The sequence below is a fragment of the Soonwooa sp. T0.1_25 genome (assembly GCF_057652215.1).
Genome location: NZ_JBYFBZ010000009.1, coordinates 69,230 through 86,783, shown reverse-complemented (window position 1 = coordinate 86,783; position 17,554 = coordinate 69,230). Strand labels below are relative to the sequence as shown.

11 protein-coding genes are annotated in these 17,554 nt (G+C 34.8%); 4 read left to right on the top strand and 7 right to left on the bottom strand.

The features are described 5' to 3' along the window. Positions 1–277 precede the first annotated feature (277 nt). The 7 genes from AC23MB_RS11475 to AC23MB_RS11445 all read right to left on the bottom strand — a co-directional run bounded on the left by AC23MB_RS11475 (position 278) and on the right by AC23MB_RS11445 (position 12,569). Entirely contained in the window at positions 278–604 is a 327-nt protein-coding gene (locus AC23MB_RS11475) for a VanZ family protein (RefSeq protein WP_312324034.1), read from the bottom strand. A 28-nt stretch (positions 605–632) separates the two neighbouring features. Further along, positions 633–1,010 (bottom strand): glycine cleavage system protein GcvH, encoded by a 378-nt coding sequence (gene gcvH / locus AC23MB_RS11470; RefSeq protein WP_313029897.1) that lies wholly within the window; start codon positions 1,008–1,010, stop codon positions 633–635. Between the two features lie 157 nt (positions 1,011–1,167). Continuing rightward, positions 1,168–8,241 (bottom strand): T9SS outer membrane translocon Sov/SprA, encoded by a 7,074-nt coding sequence (gene sov, locus AC23MB_RS11465; protein WP_487787308.1) that lies wholly within the window; start codon positions 8,239–8,241, stop codon positions 1,168–1,170. A gap of 83 nt (positions 8,242–8,324) precedes the next feature. Further along, positions 8,325–8,909, bottom strand: coding sequence for a Holliday junction branch migration protein RuvA (gene ruvA / locus AC23MB_RS11460; protein WP_487787307.1), 585 nt, complete (start codon positions 8,907–8,909; stop codon positions 8,325–8,327). Between the two features lie 134 nt (positions 8,910–9,043). After that, positions 9,044–11,329, bottom strand: a complete 2,286-nt coding sequence (locus AC23MB_RS11455) for an NADP-dependent malic enzyme (RefSeq protein ID WP_313215799.1) — start codon at positions 11,327–11,329, stop codon at positions 9,044–9,046. A gap of 58 nt (positions 11,330–11,387) precedes the next feature. After that, the gene (locus AC23MB_RS11450; protein WP_312323092.1) at positions 11,388–12,254 is read right to left on the bottom strand and encodes a BadF/BadG/BcrA/BcrD ATPase family protein; all 867 of its coding nucleotides are present in this window, start codon (positions 12,252–12,254) and stop codon (positions 11,388–11,390) included. 57 nt (positions 12,255–12,311) lie between these two features. Further along, entirely contained in the window at positions 12,312–12,569 is a 258-nt protein-coding gene (locus AC23MB_RS11445) for a hypothetical protein (protein WP_312323093.1), read from the bottom strand. Positions 12,570–12,923: 354 nt separating this feature from the next. On the opposite strand from AC23MB_RS11445, the gene AC23MB_RS11440 reads away from it, so the two are divergent. The 4 genes from AC23MB_RS11440 to AC23MB_RS11425 are packed head-to-tail and all read left to right on the top strand — an operon-like array spanning position 12,924 to position 16,959. Then, positions 12,924–13,382 (top strand): GtrA family protein, encoded by a 459-nt coding sequence (locus AC23MB_RS11440; RefSeq protein WP_487787306.1) that lies wholly within the window; start codon positions 12,924–12,926, stop codon positions 13,380–13,382. A gap of 5 nt (positions 13,383–13,387) precedes the next feature. After that, a complete protein-coding gene (locus AC23MB_RS11435; RefSeq protein ID WP_487787305.1) occupies positions 13,388–14,125 on the top strand; it encodes a lysophospholipid acyltransferase family protein in 738 nt (245 codons plus the stop codon). A 28-nt stretch (positions 14,126–14,153) separates the two neighbouring features. Next, positions 14,154–15,920, top strand: coding sequence for an MFS transporter (locus AC23MB_RS11430; protein WP_487787304.1), 1,767 nt, complete (start codon positions 14,154–14,156; stop codon positions 15,918–15,920). After that, complete coding sequence (locus AC23MB_RS11425; RefSeq protein WP_487787303.1) at positions 15,901–16,959, top strand: DUF3810 domain-containing protein; 1,059 nt, start codon at positions 15,901–15,903, stop codon at positions 16,957–16,959. The genes AC23MB_RS11430 and AC23MB_RS11425 overlap by 20 nt, the downstream gene beginning before the upstream one ends. The last annotated feature ends 595 nt before the right edge of the window (positions 16,960–17,554 follow it).

The window sequence follows — 17,554 nt, the reverse complement described above, 5'->3', positions numbered from 1 at the left end:
ATTCATAATTCATAATTCATAATTCATAATTCATAATTCTAAATTAAAAATCGGAAATCTAAAATTGAAAATCGTAATTCAATAATTATCCCGAATCTGCAATAGGGATGGAAGCGGCATCCTTGGAGCGGAGCAAGGCGGCGGTGTTACGACGCGACGAAGGAGCAGCGTAACATAGACGTCCGAGCGAAGCTCACAAGATACAGCGGACAGCCCGACCGAGCTAGCAAGGACTTCAGAAAGGCGCGAGGATTGCCCGAAATAGAAAAAATAAAAATTAAGGAAGTCGTTTGGAAATTTGGTTGTAAACGAAAATGGCTAAACTGAAACCTGCCATATCTGCAAACAGATCTAAAATCTCTAGCGATCGACCGAAGCCCATAAATTCTTGTAAGATTTCGGTGAGTAATGCGTAGCTTAAACCTATTAGTAGGTAAGTCGATTTTTTGATATTTGGAAAGGAAGCCAAAATGCAAAAGCCTAAAAATCCAAAAATGCTAAAATGTAAAACCTTATCGATGCCAGGAAACATGAATGAATACTCTTTGTTTTCGATGCCTGGCCGAAGTAGCATATACGTAAGAAATGCCCAATAAATGGGCATTATATATTTTTTAAATATGTTGCGATATTTATCCAACGATTGATTGATAATCTTCTGCTGATAATAATGAAGAAAGATCTGCTCCATCTTTTAGTTGTAACTTGATGATCCAACCATCTCCGTATGGATCTGAGTTAAGCAATTCTGGCTCGTCTTCTAATTTTTCGTTGAACTCGATAACTGTACCGTCAACTGGTAAGAATAGATCAGAAACTGTTTTTACAGCTTCTACGCTTCCGAATACGTCACCTGCAGCTAAGTCATCATCTACTGTGTCTACATCTACAAATACGATGTCTCCTAATTCGCTTTGTGCAAAATCTGTAATTCCGATTGTTGCTACATTATCTTCAAATTTTACCCACTCGTGGTCTTTCGTGTACTTTAGTTCTGCTGGTGTATTCATTACGATTTATTGTTTGATACAAATTTAATTAGATTTTCGATATACCACAACTTAATTTTAAAAATATAAGTAATCTAAATAATAGTTACCTCATCTTTAATATTCATAAAAAACGCATTAGAAATACTAATGCGTTTTTTATGATTTTAATTTATCATTAGAAGCCTCCTCCTGCTCCACCAAATGTAAATGTTGCGGTAAGCCCTGCTCTAACTGTTGACAGCGGGAAGGCTGTTGAAATCTTATACTTTGTAACCATTTGGTCGTAGAAGAATTTCAGGTTAAAGTTTTGTGACATATTATAATCTGCTGATAATTTTAATGTCAATAACTTTTGTCCTCCCGTTACTTGAGAATCGTCAATTAAAATATTTGTGATTCTTGTTTTATTATCTCTTAAAGCTAAATCTGCTCTTATGTTAAGATCACTCTTAATATCTCGAGGTCTTCCTTTGAAGTTGATTTTTAGTTTTAGATCTTTAAGAATATAACCGTAACCAACAACGTACTCCGTTCCCATATCTTCGGTCAGGGTATGATTGATCAATCCTAACATATAAGCTCTGTCTCTGTTATACGATGCACGGAACTGCATATTGTTACGCATCGTGACATCAATACCGATAAGCGGAGAGAAAGACTCAACATATCCTACTTGTGAGAAAGTATACGGATTAATATAATTGCCATTAACATCTCTTTCGCCAGCTGATTTTCTGTTAAAGTAATCGATATTTGACTGTACACCTGCCATCGTATAAGTTGATGAATAACTGTGTAACACATCAAACTTCGAGAATTGACTATTAACAATCGGAAGGTTCTTAAGTCCGCTGTAAGTTAATTTCCAGTTAGGAAGTGGGAAGCCAGATTTTCTTACGCTACCTAATTGTTTCGGTGACTTACCTTCTACTGCGGCTTTGAAAGCCGGAATTAATACATAGGCATTAGAAATGTCATAACCATCTGCATAACCTGTAGCCGTTGCGGCGCCTCCTAATTCTTGAGAAATGAGTCTCGCATTTTCTTTAATCTTATCATAAAGTGCTGCGCCATCTGTAAAGGCTGTACCAAATGTCCAAGCCGTACTTGAGTGTGTTATCATCTCTGAACCAAATGAGAAAGCAGGATCTGGATTGACATTAAAACCGGTCTGCATAAAGTTACGCGAGTAGTTTTGCAACACATTGAAATCGATTCTGAAATCATTAACTGGCATCACCTGTAGGTTAGCAGTCAGGTTACGCGTCGTCATCTCCGTATAAGCATCGGTCATATAGTCTGATCTCGAAATCCAAGATCTTTCGATGGCAAGACGACGTATATCCGCCTGAGATCCTAACAAGAATCCAATAGTTGGTCCACCAAGTGTTTGTCCAACACCATAGAAGTTAGGTGCTGACAATAGACCTGGTAACACAATACCATTGTTCTCATTATAATTAACATCCAACTGCTTGATCGATGTTAATGCATAAGCAACCGCTTGGAAAGGTGACAACTTATTCTTAAACTTATAAGCTTTGAATTCTTTCTTTTTACCTTTCTTCAAGAAGTTCTGAGAATACACATTGTTAAGTGAGTCAATCTCTTGCTTTCTCTTAGACATCGTTTCCGATATCTTTTGGAAGTATTTAAACTTACCTAAAAACTTCGGTACATCAACAGTCGATGTCGCCAAAATCGTATTCGTGTTTTGACCAACATTACCAAGACTTTCGATAGCACCTGTTTCAGGATTTTGGAAATTACGAAGTGCCGATGATCTTGCATTCCAATTATACTGGAAGCTGTAACCTAATTCTGCATTAATGAAATCCAAGTACGGTAAATACTCAAACGGCAAACGATAATTAAGTTGTACTCTATGATTATACTGTACTGGACGTCCCGCTCTGAAAGGATTTCCGAAAATACTGCTTGTATTCATATCATACACTGAGAGATTATCATTAAGCGTTCTGGTTTCAGAGTTAATTTCCATTTTTAAAGATTTTGTGAAATTAAATCCTAAACTATACTGCCATCCGAAGTAGAATGTGCGGTTACGAATCGTATTAGCATTATCAATATTTCCATTTATTAATGCATCAATATTTCTAAATTCTAATTCGTTATAATTTCTGTCCAACATTGTTCTGAAAGACAATCTCGTCGGTACAGGATTGAAGTTAACTTCTTTTATCCATCTCAAATATTTGTAAGACTTCGCCGTATCGCTAATCATTTTGTTAAATGGACGTAAGACAAACGGTTTGAAGTTATAATTATACTCAATCGATCCTTTTAAGTATTGTCTGTAATTACGTTTTGTATAGATGTCACGGAAGTAATCATCGTTATAAATCGTTGTTAAAGACAAGTTTTCTACATCATAGAATTTTGGTTTTTTGTTAGGATTCATACGTTCTTTACGCATGTTAACCACACCGATGCTACGTTGCTGACTGTATGTTCTAACCACTTTTTTAAGATCTTCTTCGTTAGGCGATTTCGTCAACTCCACATCATTATCAAGCGGATTATATTTAGGATCTTCGATGGTTTGCGTATACGAGTAGTTAAGCGGAATCTTCATACCAACTTTCTCAGGAAGGAATTTGTCCACATTAACTGTTGTATTAATACTAAATGTCGAGTTAGATGACTGCGCTCTTTCTGAAGGTTTTTGGTCAATTGCTCCAAATCCAACTGATGAATAAGCTGCATTAGCATTAACTAAAGCAAAGTCTCCTAAGTTAAAGTTAAGGGAAGCGTTACCTGCATAACCACCTTTATTTTCAATTTCGGAAAGGCGAATCTCGTTAACCCAAAGTATTAAATCTTTTTGTTGCCCAGCCATCATTCCTCTGTTAGATCCTGCGCCATTGTTATTTCTAACACCAATTAAAATATTAGTTACGTTCCCTAAACTCGGACGACCTTTAATAAAGATTTTTTTGTTATCGCCATCTGGTTTATAGTCTGGATATTCGTAACGTGTGTCGAGTTTGATTCCTGGCGCATTATCTTTCACCAGCTCGTCACGCTTCATTTTCGCATTAACAAATTCTTCAATCGCTAGATTAACTTGGTTTTCGGTTGGCCAAATATCTAATGGCGACGTTGCATTTTGCGCCGTATATTTTAATGAAGCTTCGTACTCATAATAGTTATCCGTAGCATCTGATCCAAAACGAATGAAGAATTTAGCATCAGGATCAACGCTTGTATTCATCACATTTTTAAGATCTTCGGCGTGTACAAACAATTCTAACTTTTTGTAGCGACGCATATCAAGATTTGTATTTTTGAATACACCTCTTGCTTCTTTTCCTAAATTATTAACCTTCATATAAAGCGAAGATTCATTTTGTCTTTGCGCACCAGCGTTACCACTTAATACTTGTCTATCGATACCTGGAGGCAATACATAAGGTGGTTTTCCTAAAGCATTTTCTTCTAAGTTCACGCTTCCTACATCGAACTTACTAATATTAGTAATCGATTGTCCTTCATTAAGATCGTCTGCAGGATTGTTATAAGCTAATCTATTTGTATATTTTCTCCAATCTGATCTTACTAAATCAAACGTACCAAATCTTAAAGTAGAAGTTTGTTCAAAACCTTTAAGGATCATTCTGGCAAATCTCACGTTATTAAGAATTGCAGCGTCAGCATTTCCTCCTAAAGACTTATCATCATATTGAGAAACCGGAATTCTGAACAAATACCATTTAACTTTAGAATTTTGACCATTTTCAAACTTAACATTTACTTCTTTGATGTCAACAATTTTGTTTGTCCCATCAAGAACTAATTTGTCTTTTGCTAAGTCAATTGTGTATTGGTTGTAATCTTCACTTTGATCTAAGTTATAATCTCTATTAACATCTTCTGCATCTGGTAACTGCGTAGCAACTTCTAAAGTATTAGCTTGTGAGTTACCTTGTGGGTTACGGAAATAACGATAACGATCAATAAGAGAAGAAGCCAATGTCCCTTGGAATTTATCCGACATGTAGAATACAAAGTTATCCGATGCTGGATCCAACTCATTAGTCACTGGGTTATTAAATGACACGCCAAACTTCGAAGATTCAGCTTCATCATTAAGACCGTCGTAACCTAAATCTTGTTGCGTTCTCTCATCACCTTCTGTCGAGAAAGCATATAGAATCGGGAATTGCGTTGGTTGACTTCCCCAGCCAGAGCTTGTTGTCTGCGTTGGGTTAGAAGTTGTTGGCATTCCGTTTTCGTAAAGAAGTTTACCATCTTTAAGGACATCTTCTGATACGTTACCCAATTGTAATAATAGTTTTGGATCATTTCCTAGATTATTACCATCCGCATAAGGATCCATCATCCAAAACTCAACATATTCGATATTCGAATTAACAAAATTAGATACACCGATTGATCTCATTAGACCTCCCCAACGTTGGTTAGCTGCTTCATCTAATGGATTAACATTATAAGGACCTCTTTGACTTGGGTAAAAACTCACGTCAAAAGTTGTCAACATGGTTTGTTCTCCAGCTACAAAATCTCTTTCGTTGTACAATTCGGACATCATAACACGACGCGAACGGTGATTTGATAAGACTTGTGCATTAATACCGTTTGGCGCTTTACCACCAACTCCGTAGAATCTCGGGTCAATGTTATACCAAGATGTCAGACCTCTACCATAACCATTTTGTGTATCATCGTTCAATCCTGCATTTGCAAAAATTGGATCTGTTTTATTAAGTTCTGGTTTAGAAGCGATGCTCCACAAACTTGGCTCTTTTAATGAAATTTTTGAAGTTGTTTGTTCAAAATCATCAATATAAGATTGGTCGTTAGTTCCTTTATTCTGACCTGGAATTAAATAAGCTGCTTCTGCTTTAAAGTTTAAATTAGAAGGCGCTTCTGTATTGATAAATGGAATTTTATCCGTTAATCTTGTTAGGAAAGGAAGTTCGTTATTATACAAAATATTGAAACCTGCCATCGTGTTATTAACAGCTTCTTGACCAAAGTTCACTTTTTGAGTTAAAGGTCTTTCTGCATAGTTAACAACGGTTGCACCAACAGTCAAATGATCATTAAAACGACGTTCTAAATTTAATCCTAAGAAACGTTTTCTTTGGGTATTAAACGTCATCTGGTTTTCCATAGAAATGTTGATGGCTTGTCCTGATTGCTTAACTTGTTCGTTAATAATCGTTACAGTACCCAACATATAGTCAACCGTATAGTCTACACCTTCCGTCAATTGTACGCCGTTAGCTGTAACACGTACCGATCCTTGTGGTACGTTAATAGCACCCATCGAGATCCCTTGACCTTGTGCTCCTTTGTAGCGTCCTTCAATTGTATATCGTTGCGCTAAGTTGCTTTGCTTGGCAGTTTCTTTTAATTTGGTATATAGGTCAGTATAAACATATTGTTTAGCATCAATACTATTACTATTAGGAAGACTTTCTATAAGATCCGACATTGTCTTACCAAAAGGCTGTACTTTAGTGAAAATCAATTTTCCTTGCTCAGGTTCAATCGTAAGACCTGGCACAAAGTCAAAAATACCATCACCAAAAACACCATTTTCTGCTTGGACGTCATTGTTTAGATTTAATCGATCCCAGTTCACGGTTTTCAATAAGTTGTTATCTGGCGTTGTGATACCTGGCAAATAGTTAACCTTACCTCCAGAAGAATTATCACGATAGTAGACATTCAATAAGAAATTTTCTTGCTGAATTTGGTTAGCATTCATCGGATAAATGTTTTTCATCATCAAATCCCACATTGGCGACGTTGTTTTCACCATGGTGTTTGACTTCAACATTTTAGTTACAAGAACCGAACTTTCTTCCGAAAATTCTCCGACTTTATACACTTGATCCGATCCTGCAATTGTATATGAGTATGAAACTGCTAAGAATTGGTTATCATTTAATCTTTGGTTAAGGGAAATATAACCTAATTGTGGATTGAATTTGTACTCACCGGGATTAAGTCGCTTTGCTTTTCTATTAAAAATAAATTGCTCGCCATCAATATAAGGTTCTGTACCACCTTGCGCATTAGGTAAGTTCTGTCCATTAATAGTATTATATGCGGTACCAACATCTCGCAAACCTGCGCCTAAACCTGTAACAGCATTGTACAAACCATTTTGCGTATTACTCGGATAGGCATCTGCACCATCGCCCAAATCGCGGATACCAATAATACTTTTTTGATCCTGAAGATTAGCAGAACCTTGATCTAAAACCCAAACTTCGAGTCTTGTTACGTTAATTCTTGTACTAAGTGTCGGGTAGCTTTGTAAAGTTTTATCATAGTTCTCATAGAAGTAATGTCCTAAAAAGTAGTGTTGATTATCTTCATAATCATAAGCATTAACTTTAAAAGTGCTAATCGCGCCACCACCTTGTACAACGATATTACGAGCTTCACCTTGTTGTTGCGAAAACACAAAAGTACCCGTGGTCTTACCCAACTGGAAATCCGTCTTAAGACCGAAAAGCGATTGCGCCCCACGAATCAAACTGGTAGAAAGCGGCATACTAACATTACCAAACTCGACTTTTTTGATGACTTTATCTTCGCCACCCGTCGTTTTGTCATCGAGACCTTTAGATTGTAAATCCTTCCACGATCCTTTTGCTTGCCACATCAAGTTCATTCTATTCTCGAAAGCAAAACCACTTTGGGTATCGTAATTGGCTTTTAACTGCAAATTCTCACCAACTTTCCCCGTCAAGCCCAACTGCATTCTTTGTTGAATGTTAATCGTGAAATTGTTTCGGTTTTGTGGTAAGATCAGCGGATTTTCAATCTTTTGCAAAAGAACACCCAAATCAAAAGACGCATAACCTTGAGGAATTAATTCAATTTTATTACTTCCAAAAATGTTTTCAAAAATTTTATTTCGGATTGTGATGCTTGGCAAAAGACCTTTCTTCTTAGCATCAGCTTGATCTTTTCGGTTTGCTAAATTGTTGTTATCCGATTTTTCTTGAAAATAAGACTTCAATTGATTCTGCAACATATAGTTACGATATTGATCAAAAGTCATCACCAACGGATTACCAACCGTAGTATTCCCAATCTTTGGATACAAATAATAAATCCCTTCTTTGACATCGTAAAATGCCTCGTATCGAATAGGACTTGCTAAATTGAAATGATTTTTGATATTGACACTATCATTCGGTTTTTCTTGTGCAATTGCTTGTATGCATCCAACTAAAACCAACAATAATGCAAAAATCTTTTTAAAGTAAAACTCTCTCCTCACTATCTTCTCTTTTTACATCTGTATTATCTAAAACACAAAAAATGTTAAATGTTTTTTAAAATTTCTTTTACCAAATCTTCCACAGAAACTTCTGGATTTTTCTTCTGAATACGATCCGCAATCTTCTCCGACATTTTTTTAGAAATACCTAAAACCTCTAAAGCAGTTAACGCCTCATCTTTAACTTTATTATCTACGAATTGAGAAATATTTTCTGACGAAAGCCCAAATTTGGCTACCTTATCTTTAAGATCGACGATAATACGTTCGGCAGTTTTGGTACCGATGCCTTTCACTTTTTGTAAAACAATGCTTTGTCCATTTTGGATTGCAGAAGCAGTCTCTTCTAAGGTCAACGATGACAAAAGGATAAGTGCCGAAATTGCACCTACACCATTAACACTAATTAAGAGATTGAACATTTCTTTTTCCAAAAGTGTGTTAAAGCCAAACAGCAAATGGGCATCTTCTCGAATAATCTGTTGTATATAAAGTTTGTGGTGTGTACCAAGCTTCAACATTTGCGAAGTTTGTAAGCTAATACCAACATAATAACCAACGCCATTGACGTCTATTACGGCATAAGTCGGCGTTAACTCCTCCACTATTCCTTTTAATGAATAAATCATAATCTAATTAACAATTTGCTAATATATTAATTCGAAACGAGAATTAAAAAATCTTGTTAAAATTGATAAAAATTCTTAATAAAAAAAGCGAAACCGAAGTCCCGCTTTATCTATTTTTTGAAAATAATTAATTCTTATTTCACTTGTCTTCTTTGTGCATCTAAAACTGCAATTGTCGCCAAATTCACAATTTCGTCAACGCTAGAGCGCATTTGTAGTACATGCACTGGCTGTTTTAGTCCCATTAAAATTGGACCTACAACTTGCGCCATCTTCATCCCACGAATAATTTTATATGATAAATTCGCGCTTTCTAAGTTTGGAAATACAAAAACATTTGCTGGTTCTGCACCCAATTTTGAGAAAGGATAATCGCTTAAATGATCACTATTCATTGCGAAATCTGGTTGTATCTCGCCATCAACAATCATTTTCGGGAATTTCTCATGCAGAATAGAAACCGCTTTTGCCACTTTTTTCGAAGTTTCAGAAATTGCTGCAAAATTCTCAAACGACAACATTGCAATTCTTGGTTCAATAGCAAAAGTCTTAACCGTCATTTCTGACATTTTAGCAATATTCACCAAATCTTCAGCAGTAGGATTTTGATTAATTGACGTATCAGCAAAGAAAATTGGTTTTTTCTCTGTTAAAATCATCATCATCGCAGCCACTTTGTCAACGCCTTTTTCTTTTTCGACAACTTCTAAAATTGGTTTTAAAACCGAAGAATAATTTTTAGAAAAGCCAACAATCAACGCATCTGTATCACCATGTTTCAACATCAAAGGTCCAAAATAATCTCTTTGGCGCACAAAAAGTTTCGCTTTATACTCATTCATCCCTTTACGTTGACGAAGTTTCCAAAGTGTCTCGCGATATTTAACACGATTTTCTTCCTGATCATCATCCATCGGATCAACAATCGGCACATCGATATTGATGTTATATTTTTCCATTTGTTGTTTGATGAATTTCTTCTCACCCAACAAAATTGGTTTTGCAATACCTTCTTCCAAAAGAATTTGAGCAGCTTTCAAAACATTATATTCTTCAGCATTACCCAAAGTTACACGCATCGGATTAGACTTTGCGCGACTCTGCATCATACGGATTAGACGCTCGTCACGTCCCATACGATCTAGCAAATTATTTTCGTATTCTTCAAAATCCGTAATTGGACTTTTCGCAATACCGCTTTCCATCGCTGCTTTTGCAACTGCCATAGAAACTCTTGTCAAAAGACGACTATCAAAAGGTTTCGGAATAAAATAGTCTCTTCCAAAATGCAATTGCTTAATATTATAAGCCAACTTCACAACCTCAGGAACTTGCTCCTTCGCTAATGCCGCCAAAGCACGAACCGCCGCCAACTTCATCGCTTCGTTAATGCCTGTTGCTTGTACATCCAACGCACCACGGAAAATATATGGGAAGCCCAAAACATTATTCACCTGATTAGGAAAATCGCTTCGTCCTGTAGCCAGAATAACATCTTTTCTGGTCTCAACCGCTAAGTTGTAATCGATTTCTGGATCTGGATTTGCCAATGCAAAAACAATTGGATTGTCTGCCATGCTTAACAACATCTCTGGCGACATCACATTTCCTTTTGATAAACCAACAAAAACATCAGCTCCTTTTAGAGCATCTTCCAACGTTTCAATATCAGTTTCTGCAATGAAATCGATTTTTTCTGGTGTTAGGTTTGTTCTTTTATGATTGATAACACCTTTTGAGTCACACATCAAGACATTTTCTTTAGAAAGTCCCAATGCGATATATAATTTAGTACAGGCGATTGCCGCGGCACCTGCGCCATTAACAACAACTTTAACTTCATCAATTTTTTTATCTGCAATTTCTAAAGCGTTGATTAATGCCGCCGCAGAAATAATCGCCGTACCATGTTGATCGTCGTGCATCAAAGGAATATTAAGCTCTTCCTTTAATCTTTGTTCGATATAGAAAGCTTCTGGCGCTTTAATATCTTCTAAGTTAATTCCACCGAAAGTTGGCGCAATTCCTTTTACAATTTCAATGAATTTATCTGGATCTTTTTCGTCAATCTCAATATCGAAAACATTGATGTCTGCAAATATTTTGAAAAGAAGACCTTTACCTTCCATAACTGGTTTTGATGCTTCCGCACCAATGTCGCCAAGTCCAAGAACTGCAGTTCCGTTAGAAATAACTGCGACCAAATTTCCTTTCGCAGTGTAATCATAGACAGTCTGCGGATTGTTGTGGATTTCCATACAAGGCACAGCAACACCTGGCGAATACGCCAAACTCAAATCTCTTTGAGACGAGTGCGGCTTAGATGGTACAACTTCGATTTTTCCTTTTGGTTCGGCTTTATGATAATCTAAAGCAGCTTTGTTAAAAGCATTTAAATCTTTTTGATTTTGTTTCGGCATACTAATTTTTTTAATTAATTAAAAAATTCCCTTCTACAATAATTGATAAACGCAAAACTTAGGGTAAAAGTTTTGGTAAAATATAGTCGCGGTGGTAGTTAACAAGACTTTCTATTGGTCGTTGTACGATATCACCCACCGTGAAATGAAATTCTGCTGCAACAGCTCTCAAAATATCTTCGAAAAAATAAGCGATCGATCCGATGAAGTTGAGTTCGCTACTGCGACATTCTTTATAAGGAAGAACCTGAAATTCTAAAAAGTTTCTAAGTTCTTTATATACAAATTGTTGAAAATATGGATGCGTTTTGCGATCAACAATAAATCTTGTAAAATCTGCAAAATAAGCATTAACACGAGGATTGTGATACATATTCTGTAACAAATCTTCGATGTTAAGTTGATAGATTTCCGCAAACTGATTGTGTAAATCTGGTGGTAATTTTTTCATAAAAAAATGACGCACGAGTTGCTTCCCAAGTGAGCTGCCGCTACCTTCGTCTCCTATTAAGAAGCCCAAGGACGGCAATTCTGTCCTTAGTTTTTCTCCATCAAAATAACAAGAATTAGAACCTGTCCCCAGAATACATACAATCTCAGGATAACCTCGATATGCTGCATAAGCTGCTGCTACAAGATCTTCCTTTGCTGTTACGTAAGCATTTTTGAAAACTTTAATAAATTCTTTTTGGACAATTTCTCTATTTTTTTGCAAGCCACAACCAGAGCCATAAAAAAATACATGTTTGATATCGCTAGCAACAGACATCAAGGCTTTGTTATTTTCGACTTCGGGCGCAATAAGTTCTGGTGAGATAATATTGGGATTAAAACCGATGGTTTCTGTTTTAAAGACCTCTTTACCATCATGTTCTAGGATAACCCAATCGCATTTAGTAGAACCTCCATCTACAATTGCAATCATATATTTTATAAATAAATTAGGCCTGTAAAAGTAGGAAATTATTCTGTAAATAATATATTAGGCGTCATTATCTCTTGGCGTGATATTCGTCAGCCAATTATTAATCTCTTCTTCGAGATATTCGGTTTGCAATTGTATAGCATTAATAAAATCGTCCGGCACCGAATTTTTCTCGTCATTTTCTATCTCCCACAGTTCGTCGGACATTAGTTCGTACTCAGAATAGATTCTTTTGAAAGTCGAATTATTCTTTTCAAGCTCCTCAATTTTTTTCAACTGAGGCTGAAATTTTCTATAACTTGGAGGCTTTTTCATAATATATTTCTATTGTATTGTGTTAAAAATATCGAAGAACAACATACAAATAAGTGGAAAACAGCACACACACTTCAAATGCGTTATTCTTAGAATAAAGATACATTTTTAGAATTAATATCAAAATAAAATAACATTTTTTAATATTATTTTAAATATTTTAATGTTTTTATAAATAATAAACCATTCAATATTTCTAGGTTTCATCGTCATTTTCGTTTATTTTACCGCAATTCTATTGGGTTTAAGCTTATAAGATCTTATAAAAGTCTGATAAATACATAATTTTTGGTTCTCATAATCTTAAAAAAACTGTTTTAATATTTTAACATTAAAAGTTTAAATTTGCACCAAATGAAAGATTTACTTTTAAAACAAAAACAGATTTTGTTTTTTATCATCGCTGGAGGTTTAAGCGCCATTGTAGAAATCGGCAGCTTCAAATTATTTAGCGTTAACATCCCCAAAATTGCAACTTGGGAATATAATCTTTACGGCATAAAATATCCTTTGAGTAACATCTTATCAACTTGTTGTGGTATTATTACTAATTATTTTTTGAGCATTTGGTTTGTTTTTGAAAGAGGAAAACACTCAAAACGTCGAGAGTTTATGTACTTTATGATCGTTTCTTTTATATCAACTATATTAAGTTTAACCTTATTCCAAATATTTTTCCATTACGTCTTTACGAGTTATTTTAGCATCAAGATTTTCACTTTCTCTCCAGAAATGATTAGTAAAATCGCTGCAATTGTAACAGTTTCTGTACTTAACTACAGCATCAAAAAGAAAGTGATCTTTAATGGATAATTAAAATGGCAGCAATTCTTAATATACTTTGGCGCGTTTGGATGGTAATCATCGGACTTATATTCACCATACTTTGGGGAATCCCAGTCTATATCCTTTCTTTTAGAAAAAGTCATTACAGATATTGTTATTTCTTTATCCGTATGTGGGCATATTGCATGTATTACGGCATGGGTATGCGTTATAAACGCATTAATCTTTCTAAGCAAAATCTCAACAAAAACCAACAATATGTATTTGTATCCAATCATACTTCGATCATGGATATTATGTTGATGCTGATTTTGTTACCAAATCATCCGCTTTGTTTCGTTGGTAAAAAAGAGTTGGTGAAGATTCCGATTTTCGGAACCATTTATAAAAGAACATGTATAATGGTTGACCGAAGCAATGCCAGAAGTCGTGCTGATGTCTATCGACGTTGTGCCGAAAAAATGCAAGAAGGTTGCAGTATTGTCATCTTCCCCGAAGGTGGTGTGCCAGATGACACGTCTATTATTTTGGATAATTTTAAAGATGGAGCTTTTATTTTAGCTACAAAACATAAGTTTTCTATCGCGGCTTTCACATTTGTGGGCCTAAAAGAAATGTTTCCTTTTAACAATAAAAAAGGTTATCCTGGATGCGCCAAAGCCTATTTTAATGGCATCTACGAACCCAACTTATCAATGACGGAATTAAAATCCGTTGTGTATGAAAAAATTAAAAATGTTTTAAACAAGTATTATCTTATTAATAAATAATTATATTTGTTTAACATATTTTTATTAAATGAGTCAACATAACGAACAAACCAAGTGGAGACAGTTTTTGTCCTTGGTTATTGTATTCTTCTTCTGGGGATTTGTAGCAGCGAGCAATGACATTCTGATTCCCGTTTTCAAAAAATGGTTTGTATTATCACAATTACAGTCGCAACTGGTCGCTTGGGCCTTCTACGCCGCCTATTTTGTTGGATCCGTAATATTTTTCATCATTTCCCTTAAAAGTGATATTTTACAAAAATTTGGTTACAAAAAAACACTTGCTGTTGGATTGAGCATTTCCGCAATTGGCGCATTTTTGTTTTTCCCAGCTGCATCAACTGCCAATTTCTGGTTTTTCTTAATGGCTTTGTTTGTTGTTGGATTAGGATTTTCGGTACAGCAAATTGTTGCCAACCCTTTAGCGATTAAAATGGGAAGCGCAAGCACTGGCGCGCACCGTTTGACTTTAGCTGGCGGAATTAACTCTCTAGGAACGACAATAGGACCAATTATTGTTGGTATTGCACTATTCGGAACTGGCAATAAAAGCGAACCTCTTCCTGCAAATCTTAGCAAAACCGAAACTTTAGTTTATGAATACAAAACTCTAAAAACTGAATTAGAAACTAATATACTTGATCTCGGAAAAGATTCTCATGTTGACAGCGCCGAAAAAACAGCGACTGAAGCCAAAGCCAATAATCAAATCAGTAAATTAAATGCTGGACTTGCGACTCTAGAAGTTAACAAAAATATGTCAGACGAACTTGTTAATCAATATTCTAAACAACTTGATGAGACCAAAAAAGAAGCAGCTAACACACTTTATCCAAAAGAATTCGTAAAAGGGAAACTTAGTACGGTTAAAATGCCTTTTGTGATTTTAGGAATCGCATTTATTTTGGTAGCATTTTTCATCTTATTTTCAAAAATTGAAGATCCTGCAAAAGAAGAAGAAAAGCTAATTGACGAAGGTTCGGAGAAATTCAGAATTACAAAATATCCTCAACTTGTTTTGGGTATGATTGCAATCTTTTTGTACGTTGGGGTGGAAGTTAGTATCATTAGTAATCTACCTGCCCTACTGCATACTCGCGAATTCGGAAGTGTTTTAGAAAACAATATTGCGCCGTTTGTCTCTCTGTATTGGGGAAGTCTAATGATTGGACGTTGGAATGGCGGGATCAACGTTTTTAACACCTCAAAAGCAGTTAATTTACTTTTAAAGATCATTGTTCCGTTCATAGCATTTGGGATTATTATTTTCGCAAATAACATGAGTGGCAAAGACGTAACTTCGTTCTATATTTATCCTATTTGGATTGCAATATTTATTTTTATCAGTTTTATTGGTGGAAAAAACGCAGGAAAAACACTTATGATTTTCGGTATTGCAGGTATTATTATGATGATTTGTGGACTTTTCTATCCCGACAAAAATATTGCAAAATATTTCTTGATCTCTGGAGGACTTTTCTGTTCAATTATGTGGCCAGCAATTTTCGATTTAGCGATTGCAGGACTTGGCAAAAATACTGGTAAAGCATCATCTTTCCTTATCATGATGATTTTGGGTGGCGGCATTATCCCATTAGTACAAGGTGCAATTTGCGATATTGACAATGGTCCATCTGGACATGGCGGTATCATGGGAATGACTTACACGCATTTCTCATACATTATCCCTGCTCTTTGCTTTTTATATCTAGCAATTTTTGGTTATATTACACCAAAAATACTAAAGAAACAAGGCGTTGAACTTACAGAATCAAATGAAAGTAGCGGACACTAAACTGTCTCAAAAAAAGAAAATATTAATTTGGGCAGGCCTTTGGTTTGCCCAAATTTTTGTTTTTTACCTATTATCAAAATCGGCATTAGCAATCATTTTTTTTGCAAAATTTTATGAATGGCAAAAAGCGGGACATCAAAAATTATTTAGTAGTCTCAGTTTCTCAGTTGGTGATATTTTGTATGTGGTTTTAGGATTGTGGATTGCAACTATTATTTATTTCATTTTTAAAAAAGGAATAAAATCTCAGCTAGTAAAAGTTTTAATATTCTTAAATATAATCTACTTCGTTTATCAAATTTTTTGGGGAATGATGTATTTTCAAAACCCGATTATTAAAGTTACTCCAAGCGATAAAATCCAAATCGAAAAACTAAAAACCTTATCTTTAAAATATTTAGAACTTTGTATTAAAAACAGAGAACATCTTAATGAAAACAAAAACGGCATTTATGAAATCGAAAACCTTGATAAGATTAAATCCGAACTCATTTTAACGCAAGCCAAAATACCAACAAAATTCAACACCAAAACACCAACAAATATTATTTCTATAAAGCCAAGTTTATTTGGCGAAATAATGAGCTTAACTGGCATTTTAGGATATTACAATCCTTTTACGGCAGAAGCACAATATGATGCCACTTTGCCCGATAGCAACAAGGCTTTTACATTATCCCATGAAGCGGCGCATCAGTTGGGATATGCTAGAGAACAGGAAGCTAGTTTTATTGGATTTCTAAATTGCATTTGTTCTGGAAAACCAGAATTAGAATATTCTGCAAACCTTTTTGCCTTGAAAAATATTCTGGCAAACATTCAGGCTTCTGACCCAAAGTGGGTGGAATTTATTTTAAAAAGCTATTCTCAAAAAATGAAGAGAGACAGAGCCAACGAAATCGCTTTTAGGAAAAAAAATGAAAGTGTATTAGGTGATGTTTTTAGCTGGACTAATGATCTATTTTTAAAGACGAATCGACAAGAGGGAAGCGTCACCTACAGCTACTTTATCTACCTTCTACTCTACTATGAGGCATAAAAAAGAATCGTATCTCTGATACGATTCTAAAAACACAAATGATGAAAAAAAATTTATTGCCTTTGCTTCGCACTACTGCTTTTCTAAGGCGTGGTAAATGTATAACTTAATATTTAATTAAGCAAAACTTTAAACAAATATTTTTACAATTTATCCGATTAGTAATCATAAATCATTATAAACGAGATATTTTAAATACCATTTATATTTCTGCGAAAATCAAAACAATAAAGTATCGAGATTATTTTAGAATCCTTTGTTCTAAAATTAAGAAAACATTAGAAACAACAAAATTAATTAAACATATATTTAAAATCAACAAATAAGCACATCCTATTATACTTTAATAGAATTTAAATGCTAAAAATATTAATGTGCTATAATTAAAGAAAATTAATATTGTCAAGTTTTATCATAATCATCATAAGATTAAAACCGCAAAAGGCAGTTGAGAATAACATCTCGTCTAACTACTACAAATTATGAAAAAATATAGAAATAAAAAGAAGGAACTGAAATCATCAAAACTCAAATATTTTTACAACTGAAAAAAGTTTAACAATAATGAAAGTAAATAGTCAAAAAAACTCTTAAT

What these genes read in the sequence shown, in the direction of transcription:
- AC23MB_RS11475 (WP_312324034.1), bottom strand. Translation starts at nt 604, where the DNA reads ATGCCCATTTATTGGGCATTTCTTACGTATATGCTACTTCGGCCAGGC.
- gcvH (WP_313029897.1), bottom strand. Translation starts at nt 1,010, where the DNA reads ATGAATACACCAGCAGAACTAAAGTACACGAAAGACCACGAGTGGGTA.
- ruvA (WP_487787307.1), bottom strand. Translation starts at nt 8,909, where the DNA reads ATGATTTATTCATTAAAAGGAATAGTGGAGGAGTTAACGCCGACTTAT.
- AC23MB_RS11455 (WP_313215799.1), bottom strand. Translation starts at nt 11,329, where the DNA reads ATGCCGAAACAAAATCAAAAAGATTTAAATGCTTTTAACAAAGCTGCT.
- AC23MB_RS11450 (WP_312323092.1), bottom strand. Translation starts at nt 12,254, where the DNA reads ATGATTGCAATTGTAGATGGAGGTTCTACTAAATGCGATTGGGTTATC.
- AC23MB_RS11445 (WP_312323093.1), bottom strand. Translation starts at nt 12,569, where the DNA reads ATGAAAAAGCCTCCAAGTTATAGAAAATTTCAGCCTCAGTTGAAAAAA.
- AC23MB_RS11440 (WP_487787306.1), top strand. Translation starts at nt 12,924, where the DNA reads ATGAAAGATTTACTTTTAAAACAAAAACAGATTTTGTTTTTTATCATC.
- AC23MB_RS11435 (WP_487787305.1), top strand. Translation starts at nt 13,388, where the DNA reads ATGGCAGCAATTCTTAATATACTTTGGCGCGTTTGGATGGTAATCATC.
- AC23MB_RS11430 (WP_487787304.1), top strand. Translation starts at nt 14,154, where the DNA reads ATGAGTCAACATAACGAACAAACCAAGTGGAGACAGTTTTTGTCCTTG.
- AC23MB_RS11425 (WP_487787303.1), top strand. Translation starts at nt 15,901, where the DNA reads ATGAAAGTAGCGGACACTAAACTGTCTCAAAAAAAGAAAATATTAATT.